The sequence below is a fragment of the Candidatus Margulisiibacteriota bacterium genome (assembly GCA_041650635.1).
Classification (GTDB): Bacteria; Margulisbacteria; WOR-1; order JAKLHX01; family JBAZKV01; genus JBAZKV01.
On sequence record JBAZKV010000040.1, the window covers coordinates 1 to 4,949 of the forward strand.

The window sequence follows — 4,949 nt, forward strand, 5'->3', positions numbered from 1 at the left end:
AAAACCCCGGGATCCCCCGGGGTTTTTTTATGGCTTCATGGAAAGATAAGAGATCATCTTGTAGACCAGCTTTGCGGCGGTAAAGTCGCAGTGCTCCATTCCTTTTTTGGGCGATAGCTCTACCACATCGAACCCGACAATGTTTTTGCTTAGTATGACCTCTTTTAGGATCTTAAGACAATCGTACCAGAGGAGTCCTCCGGGCTCCGGCGTTCCCGTGCCCGGCATCACGGAGGGATCAAATACATCAACATCAAATGTGATATAAACATTGCCGCTCAGCTGCTTGACCATTTCAGGTATTCTGGACGCATCAAATTCGTGGGTGTAGAAAATGCTGCCCATTAGTCCTGCCTCTTTAAGATAGTAAACTTCTTCCAGGTCCTGGCTGCGTATTCCAACCTGAACCGCGGGACACATTTCTCTTGCCCTGCGCATAATGGAAGCGTGGCTGTGCTTATCCCCGTGATAAGAATCCCTTAGGTCCGAATGCGCGTCAAACTGAAGGACCGAAAGGTCCGGGTACGCTTCTTTTGCGGCTTTTATGGCCCCAAAACTTATGGAATGCTCCCCTCCCAAAAGGGCAGGGATCTTTTTGTCGGCAAGTATCTTCTTTACGGTTCTGTACACAGTTCCGTGAGGGTCGTTTGAAAGCCTTAGCGCAGGCAGCGTGTGGATCCCAAGTTTTTTGCACGGCTCAAATCCCGCCTCAATGTCATAATCCTCCACTATCTGGGAGGCCTTCAAGATGGCGGCCGGTCCGTTCTTTGTCCCTTTTCCGTAGGAAGTGGTCTTTTCGTAAGGGGCGCTTATGACAACTATTTTGGAGTCATCATACCTTGAATATTCCGGTTCTATTTCGAGAAAAGTGTTCAATTATAAACTCTGGGAAGGTCGGCCTGCCTGCCGGCAGGCAGGGGCTGGATGGTCCTGCGCTCTTTGGTCACTATCTCCGCAGCCTTTTGTATGTTGTGAGGGAATTCCATCCCTCTGGTGGAGAGCTGGACATCGTAATTGGCCGCTTCAAAAAGGTCGATGACAAAAGCCGTGGCCGGCGCGGTGTCAAAATCCCTGCACGAAAAGATGTCGATAAAGGCATGAAGTTTGTCCGGAAAGGTGTGGATAGTAATGTGGCTCTCCGCTATCAGGACCACTCCCGAAACGCCCCAGTCCTCCGGCACGGCGCCCTGGTATTTGAACACATAGGGCGGCATGATCTTGGTCATCCCAATTTGCTCGGGCATTGTGTCAAGCGCGTTAAAGATAAGGTCTATGTCCGAGAGTTTTTCCTTATTGCAGCCGTAACAGTCCACCATAAGGTGCGGGCCGAACCCGTATTCAACCTTGTCCTTTTTCAACTCTTCTCCTTTGGGCCGCCGTCCAATTTAAATTCTAGACTATGCGCGGTGTTTGTCAAGCGGTATTTTATGCAAATTGAAAACGCCCGCTTATTGTGATATTCTTAAGTAAGTCGGGAGAAAAAGCATGAACGACGGCAAGGAAGAACTCCAGGGGACATTTATCAGCAAGGGAGCTGTTAACGACAGCTTTGCCGAGCTGGACAATATGATCGCGCAGACCTTGCAGGAGACCAAAGCAAAGCCTCCCGTTGAGGAAGCCCCGAAAAAAGAAGAGATCCCCTACAAAGCGACCCCTTTTATTAAAGAGAAACCTGTCCAAAAAGATACCGAAAAACCATCCGCGCCTCCTATTCCGGAGCCCTTGTCCGCAAAACCCGCACCAAAACAGGAAAAAGCGGACAAAAAGGAACCTCAGGACCAGTATGCGGACACATTCAAAGCTTTTAAGACAGGAGACATAGTTGCCGGAACAGTGGCAAAAGTTGACCAGACCGGCATTCTTGTGGACATACAGTACAAATCCGACGGCTATATCAGGGCCGAAGAAGTGGACAACTGGGACCTCAAGGTCGGAGATAAGGTGGAGGTTTTTATCGAGACCATCTCCAACAAGGAAGGCAATGTCGAACTGTCCCTGAAAAAAGCAAAGACCGAACTTAAATGGAAGGCGCTTTCTGATTCGCTCAACCGCAGAACTGCGCTTGAGGCTAAAGTGACCTCGGCTGTCGGAGGAGGCCTGGTGGTAGACTGCGGCGGAATAAGGGGCTTTGTACCTGCTTCGCAGGTCGCCAAAAAGGGCGAGGCTTCGCTGTCCGAGTTCGTCGGCAGGACCCTGCCGGTCAAGGTGCTTGAACTGGACAGAAGAAGAGGCAAGGTCATCCTTTCCCACAAGCTGGGAAATTATGAACAGCAAAAAAAGGACAAAGAACAGCTCTTTGACCAGTTGGAAGTAGGTTCGGTGCTAAAAGGAAGGGTAAGCAATATAAAGCCTTTCGGAGCCTTCGTAAATGTTGACGGGATAGAAGGCCTGGTCCACAAGAACGATATTGCCTGGAAACGCGTTGCCGATCCCGCTTCCGTGTTAAAGACGGGACAGGAGGTCGAGGTTTTTGTGCTTGGAGTTGACAGGACCAATAAAAAATTGTCACTAGGCATCAAACAGCTCCAGCCCGACCCCTGGGTGGGCGCCGCCGAAAAATACAGGGCAGGCCAGAATGTCCCGGTCAAGGTTCTGCGCTATGCCAAGTTCGGCGTCTTTGTAGAAATAGAAGAAGGCGTAGAGGGTCTTATACATGTTTCGGAGATTTCTCAAAAACCGGTGGACAATATGGAGGATGCGGTAAAGATAGGCCAGACGGTTACAGCAAAGATCCTGCGCATCATACCTGAGGAACAGAAGATCGGACTGTCATTAAAGGCTGTCGCAGCGGAAGAAGAAAAGAAACAGCTGGAAGAGAACAAGGCAGCGTCCCCTGCCCCCAAGGTCACGATCGGTGATACGGTCGGAGAACAGCTCAAGGATATGCTGAACGGCGGCAAGACGGATGAACTTTCTAGCCAGACTTGACGGCGCCTGCGAAAAGAACGACAGCCTGCTCTGCGTGGGGCTGGACATAGACCTCTCCAAGATCCCCGCTGAGATCCTGAAAAAAGAAGACCCTGTTTTTGCCTTTAATAAAAAGATCATCGACGAAACAAAAGACCATGTCTGCTGTTATAAACCCAACATCGCTTTTTATGAAATGTGCGGCATCTACGGTCTCCAGTCCCTTATAAAGACAATAGAATACATCCCGGAAGAGATACCGGTGATCCTGGACGCAAAAAGGGGCGATGTCGGGCATACGGCCGGCGCTTATGCAAAAAGCCTGTTCGATGTTTTTAAGGCCGATGCAACCACGGTAAACCCTTACATGGGTTACGACTCGGTCAAACCGTTCATGGAATACAGGGAAAAAGGGATCTTTGTCCTCTGCCTTACATCCAACGCCGGCAGGACCGATTTCCAGGAAAATGCTTTGGAAAAAGAACCCCTGTACAGACAGGTGGCAAGGCGGGTAAAAGAGTGGAATATCTACGGCAACTGCGGGCTTGTAGCAGGCGCCACCAATCCGCTCGAATTGAAAGAGATCAGGTCCCTTGCCGGAGAAATGCCGCTTTTGATCCCCGGGGTTGGAGCCCAAGGCGGAGACCTTGAACACTCTGTAAAGTACGGGATCACAAAAAACAGGAACAGGGCAATAATAAATGCTTCGAGAAGCATTATCTATTCGGATGACCCCAAAAAAGCGGCAAAAGAACTGCGCGAGGAAATAAACCGCTTCAGGAAATAGCCTTTTTCAAGCGCCTGACAAGGGCTTCGGCGCTTTTTATACTTGCCCCGGCTTCTTTTACGATGGCAGAACCGACAATGACCCCGTCCGCTATCGCTGCGGCTTTTTTTGCCTGGCAAGGGGTGGAGATCCCAAACCCTACCGCGACCGGTTTATTGGTAAATCGCTTTATCTTTGATACCATCCTGCTTACGGAACCTGAAAAATCCTTTCTAACTCCGGTAATGCCCGTTATTGACATAAGATAGATAAAACCTGTTGAGGCTTTTGCAGCTGCTTTTATTCTATCTGTACTGCTATTGGGAGCAAGCAGAAAGATCAGATCGAGCCCGGCTGCCTTTGCCAGGCGCTGCAGCGTAAGCGATTCTTCCGGGGGAAGGTCGGGGATAATGAGACCGTCAGCGCCTGATTTTTTTGAGGCTTTGACGAACTTTTCGAGACCGTATGCATTCAGGATATTATAGCTGGTCATATAGATTATAGGGATCAGCGTTCTTTTTCTTATCTTTGCGGTAAGCTTTATGACGGAAGCTGCCGAAACCCCCTTTTTGATGGCTTTGGAGGCAGCGGTGACGATCACCGGACCGTCGGCCACAGAGTCGGAAAAGGGAATGCCGATCTCCAGAATGTCCGCCCCTGCCTTATCAAGCCGCGTTACCAGTTCTTTTGTGGAAGGCAGGGAAGGGTATCCTGCCATGATAAAAGTGATAAGCGTTTTCTTATTGTCAAAAACAGCGCTGAGCCTTGACATGATACTGTATTTTATCACGAACCGGCAGCTAAAATTGCCTCCAAGTCAGCCAGGCCTTCGTGAAGGCTTATGCCCCCGTTTATCAGCAGCCAGTCCTTGTTGGGATGGGTCCCGGACAGGAAAAGGTCGGGCCTGAACCTTACGCTCTTCCACGCGTCAAAGCCAAGGTATCTCGGCTTTATGCCCGACCAGGTGCCGGTATTTGCAAAGCGGTCGCCTGTAAAAGCCTGCAAAAACCCATCTGTTTCGCCGCTAAGAGCGGCTGCCTTATGCGTGTGCCCAAAGATAACGGTTGTCCCGTTCTCCGGCAGCCCCTTCTGCAGCCTGTACCAGCCCAGCATCTTTGAAAGCGCGGCTGCCCTTTCAAGGTAAGGCGCCTGCTGCCAGTGCTTCTGCGGGTCCAGCCACTGGGGCAACAGCTGCAAAAGCCCGGCATCCTCTTCAACTGTTCTCCATCCAAACAGCGACGCCGCTTTTTCTACCCAGGCCCCAGCCCCCGCCACG

At 50.6% G+C, this 4,949-nt stretch carries 6 protein-coding genes; 2 read left to right on the forward strand and 4 right to left on the reverse strand.

From position 1 onward, the window contains the following. Positions 1-27: 27 nt before the first annotated feature. Positions 28-876 carry an agmatinase gene (gene speB / locus WC490_07945; GenBank protein MFA5098531.1) on the reverse strand — a complete coding sequence of 283 codons (849 nt, stop codon included), beginning with the start codon at positions 874-876 and terminating at the stop codon, positions 28-30. Then, positions 873-1,358 carry an adenosylmethionine decarboxylase gene (gene speD / locus WC490_07950; GenBank protein MFA5098532.1) on the reverse strand — a complete coding sequence of 162 codons (486 nt, stop codon included), beginning with the start codon at positions 1,356-1,358 and terminating at the stop codon, positions 873-875. The genes speB and speD overlap by 4 nt, the downstream gene beginning before the upstream one ends. A 127-nt stretch (positions 1,359-1,485) precedes the next feature. Here speD and WC490_07955 point away from each other — a divergent pair, with 127 nt between their 5' ends. Together WC490_07955 and pyrF are read left to right on the forward strand one after the other, a co-directional pair. Next, positions 1,486-2,928 carry a S1 RNA-binding domain-containing protein gene (locus WC490_07955; GenBank protein MFA5098533.1) on the forward strand — a complete coding sequence of 481 codons (1,443 nt, stop codon included), beginning with the start codon at positions 1,486-1,488 and terminating at the stop codon, positions 2,926-2,928. Next, positions 2,906-3,694: an orotidine-5'-phosphate decarboxylase gene (gene pyrF / locus WC490_07960; protein MFA5098534.1), complete on the forward strand. Its 789-nt coding sequence runs from the start codon at positions 2,906-2,908 to the stop codon at positions 3,692-3,694. The genes WC490_07955 and pyrF overlap by 23 nt, the downstream gene beginning before the upstream one ends. Here pyrF and trpA read toward each other — a convergent pair. Continuing rightward, complete coding sequence (gene trpA / locus WC490_07965) at positions 3,684-4,445, reverse strand: tryptophan synthase subunit alpha (protein MFA5098535.1); 762 nt, start codon at positions 4,443-4,445, stop codon at positions 3,684-3,686. The genes pyrF and trpA overlap by 11 nt on opposite strands. Positions 4,446-4,459: 14 nt before the next feature. Continuing rightward, on the reverse strand, positions 4,460-4,949 hold a 490-nt coding region (locus WC490_07970), incomplete at its 5' end, for a hypothetical protein (protein MFA5098536.1).

Excerpts from the sequence above, each read along its gene's own strand:
- trpA (MFA5098535.1), bottom strand. The coding sequence starts at position 4,445 with ATGTCAAGGCTCAGCGCTGTTTTTGACAATAAGAAAACGCTTATCACT.
- pyrF (MFA5098534.1), top strand. The coding sequence starts at position 2,906 with ATGAACTTTCTAGCCAGACTTGACGGCGCCTGCGAAAAGAACGACAGC.
- WC490_07955 (MFA5098533.1), top strand. The coding sequence starts at position 1,486 with ATGAACGACGGCAAGGAAGAACTCCAGGGGACATTTATCAGCAAGGGA.